The 3,071-nt window shown below is 64.5% G+C and carries 4 protein-coding genes; 3 read left to right on the top strand and 1 reads right to left on the bottom strand.

Annotation, left to right across the window (positions count from 1 at the left end; all coding sequences use genetic code 11):
- Positions 1 to 71 precede the first annotated feature (71 nt).
- The 3 genes from EJO71_RS34120 (at position 72) to EJO71_RS34110 (ending at position 2,441) form a co-directional block, all read left to right on the top strand.
- Complete coding sequence (locus EJO71_RS34120) at positions 72 to 437, top strand: transposase (protein WP_125953057.1); 366 nt, start codon at positions 72 to 74, stop codon at positions 435 to 437.
- The gene (gene tnpB / locus EJO71_RS34115) at positions 380 to 769 is read left to right on the top strand and encodes an IS66 family insertion sequence element accessory protein TnpB (RefSeq protein ID WP_125953058.1); all 390 of its coding nucleotides are present in this window, start codon (positions 380 to 382) and stop codon (positions 767 to 769) included. Before EJO71_RS34120 ends, tnpB begins: the two co-directional genes overlap by 58 nt.
- A gap of 193 nt (positions 770 to 962) precedes the next feature.
- On the top strand, positions 963 to 2,441 hold the full coding sequence (locus tag EJO71_RS34110) for an IS66 family transposase (protein ID WP_240651865.1): 1,479 nt from the start codon (positions 963 to 965) through the stop codon (positions 2,439 to 2,441).
- Between the two features lie 19 nt (positions 2,442 to 2,460).
- On the opposite strand, the gene EJO71_RS34105 is transcribed toward EJO71_RS34110, so the two are convergent.
- The gene (locus EJO71_RS34105) at positions 2,461 to 3,009 is read right to left on the bottom strand and encodes a hypothetical protein (RefSeq protein WP_125953059.1); all 549 of its coding nucleotides are present in this window, start codon (positions 3,007 to 3,009) and stop codon (positions 2,461 to 2,463) included.
- Positions 3,010 to 3,071: the final 62 nt, after the last annotated feature.

Below are 3,071 nucleotides of genomic sequence, written 5' to 3'. Positions count from 1 at the left end.
GTATGCGTCCGCCCAACACATATTGAATCCCCCAGGCGGCTGGGCCAGCATGGTGTGCACCAGACCGATAGGTGGACACCATCAAAGACTCCAAGCGACTCACTCGGCGGCGCCATGACGCCGCCCTCAAGGCTCAAGTTCTGGCCGAATGCGCCAAGCCCGAAGCTTCGGTGGCCGGCATCGCGCTGGCCCATGGCCTGAACGCCAACCTGGTGCACAAGTGGCGCCGGATGGCTGCGGGGCCATCAACGCAGAAGCCGGTTGTGAACCCGATCCCCGCTCACTCGTTCATCGCGTTGCCGGTTGCGCCTCCCGTGGTTACGCCCGCCCAAGAACTGGTCATCGAACTGCGTCGAGGCACGCTCATGGTCAAGGCTACATGGCCCATCACCGCTGCCGCCGAGTGCGCGGCCTGGATGCGCGAGCTGCTGCGGTGATCCGCATCGATGCGGTGTGGCTTGCGACCGAACCGTTGGACATGCGCGCCGGCACCGACACCGCGTTGGCGCGCGTCGTGCAAGTCTTCGGATCGGCCAAGCCTCATCACGCCTACCTGTTCGCCAACCGAAGGGCCAACCGCATGAAGGTGCTGGTGCACGACGGTATCGGCGTCTGGCTGTGCGCCCGCCGACTCCATCAGGGCCGCTTCCTCTGGGCCAACACCGCCCTGGGGGCGCAGATGGCCCTGTCTCGTGAACAGCTCGACGCGCTCGTGCTCGGCCTTCCCTGGCAGCGCCTGGGCGATGGAGGCGCCATCACCATGGCGTGAGCGGGAGGTGGCCCCGCAGCAATTGGGGCGTTTGCGAATGGCCCTTGCCGCGGAGTTCGGCACACTGGCGTTCATGCTCACCAGCGAACAACTCCAGGGACTCGGCGAGGCCGAGTTGCGCGCGCTGGCGCAGGGGTTGCTAGCCCAGATCACCGAGCGGGATGCCGAGATCGCGCTCAGGCAAGCCCAGCTCATGCAGGCCGACGGCGAGATCCTGATGAAGGATCGCAAGCTCGTCTGGAGCGAAGCGCGCATCGACCAACTCACCCACGAGATCGCGGTGCTCAAGCGCTGGAAGTTCAGTGCCCGCAGCGAGCAACTCGACGCTGCGCAGAAGAACCTGCTCGACGAGACTGTCGATGCCGACATTGCCGCCATCGAACTGGAACTCGAGCTGTTCAGAACGAAGCCGCAGACCCCGCCGCCGCAGCACCCGAAGCGGGCACCGCTGCCGGCTCACCTGCCGCGCACGTCGTTCCATCACGAACCCGCCTGCACCACCTGCAAGTGCGGCTGCGAGCTCAAGCGCATCGGCGAGGACGTGAGCGAGAAGCTCGACTACACGCCTGGTGTGTTCACGGTGGAGCGCCACGTTCGGGGCAAATGGGCCTGCGCGAAGTGCGAGACCCTGGTCCAGGCGCCGGTGCCCGCACAAGTCATCGACAAGGGCATGCCGACCGCCGGCTTGCTGGCCCAAGTGCTGGTGGCGAAGTACGCCGACCACATGCCCCTGTACCGCCAGGAGAGCATCTTCGCGCGGGCCGGCATGCCGCTGGCGCGCTCCACGCTGGCCGAATGGGTGGGCGTATGCGGCGTACAGCTGCAGCCCCTGGTCGACGCACTCAAGCAAGAGATCCTGAGCCACAGCGTGCTGCACGCCGACGAGACGCCGGTGGCGATGCTCACGCCGGGCAAGAAGAAGACGCACAAGGCCTACCTGTGGGCGTACTGCCCCGGTGTCTTTGAGGACCTCCGGGCCGTCGTCTATGACTTCGCGGACAGCCGCGCCGGCGAGCACGCTCGGGCCTTCCTGCAACAGGGCAGCGAACCGTGGATCGGCAAGCTGGTGTGCGACGACTACGCTGGATACAAGGCCAGCTTCACACAGGGCGTCACCGAGATTGGCTGCGCTGCGCACGCACGGCGCAAGTTCTTCGAGCTCCAGGCGAGCACCAAGAGTGCCGTGGCTGAGCAGGCGATGAAGTTCTTCGGTGAGCTCTACGAGATCGAGCGCGAGGTGCACGGCTTGACCATGCAGCAGCGCTTGGCTATCCGCCAACACAAGGCCCGGCCCGTGGCCGATGCGCTGCACGCATGGATGATCGCGCACCGCCTTCGCGCGACCGATGGCACGGCGCTGGCCCGCGCGCTGGACTACAGCCTGAAGCGATGGACCGCGCTCACGCGCTACATCGACGATGGGCAATTGCCGATCGACAACAACTGGGTGGAGAACCAAATCCGCCCGATCGCTCTCGGGCGCTCGAACTGGTTGTTCGCGGGCTCGCTGCGGGCGGGGCAACGCGCGGCCGCGGTGATGAGCTTGATCCAGTCGGCCAAGCTGAACGGGCTCGATCCGTACGCGTACTTAAAGGACGTCCTGCAGCGCCTGCCCACGCACAAAGCGCGTCTCGTGGGGGAGTTGCTGCCGCATCGCTGGACGCCAGGCTAGACCGCCGAGAGGGAAGGCCTCAACTCTGACATATCTCTCCAGAATCCAGTCGCAATCGAAAGGACTTCCAGCCTCCTGGAGGGTCCCACTCAGCATCGCCAAAGATCTCGCCGTCTTGGACTCGGTGAATGACGACACCATCGATTCCAAGCCCTGACCTCCGCCACAAGAGTTGGCCAGCGCCGTCGAAGCGCAGCAACTCTGAAGCCGATGCGACCAGCACCGACGAACCAAGATTGGGCGACTCAAGATCCAAAGTCGTGAATACATGGCCGAAGTAGCCATCGAGCGAGTGCGATGCCAAGCTCGCCGTCTTGGGCGAGAACACCGCAACTTGCTGACCGTAGCCGATGTAAACCAGTTCGCCGATGCAGCGTACGTCTTGAAAGCAAGATTGGCCAACGCTTGCGAACAAATCGACTCGCCATCGAACCCCCGATCCCACGCTGATCCCGACTGCCATGACCACACGTTCCGTTGATCCAGAAGGGTTCCCGAGTACGACGCAACCGGCGTCCTGCCAGTTGCTGATGTCCTCGGTGGCAATGAAGGTCGCTTGCAGGCTCATTCGCATCAGTCTAATGGGGCAGGTCGGCTGGTCCGTCAACACGGATTGCTCGGACGCTTACG

The sequence above is a fragment of the Variovorax sp. 679 genome (assembly GCF_003952185.1).
Lineage (GTDB): Bacteria > Pseudomonadota > Gammaproteobacteria > Burkholderiales > Burkholderiaceae_C > Variovorax.
The sequence above is the reverse complement of the archived record's forward strand: the minus strand, read 5'-3'. Positions and strand labels throughout refer to the sequence as shown.

Bases quoted from the DNA above. Each gene is read 5' to 3' on its own strand.
- tnpB (WP_125953058.1), top strand. From the start codon at position 380: ATGGCCCATCACCGCTGCCGCCGAGTGCGCGGCCTGGATGCGCGAGCT.
- EJO71_RS34105 (WP_125953059.1), bottom strand. From the start codon at position 3,009: ATGAGCCTGCAAGCGACCTTCATTGCCACCGAGGACATCAGCAACTGG.
- EJO71_RS34110 (WP_240651865.1), top strand. From the start codon at position 963: ATGCAGGCCGACGGCGAGATCCTGATGAAGGATCGCAAGCTCGTCTGG.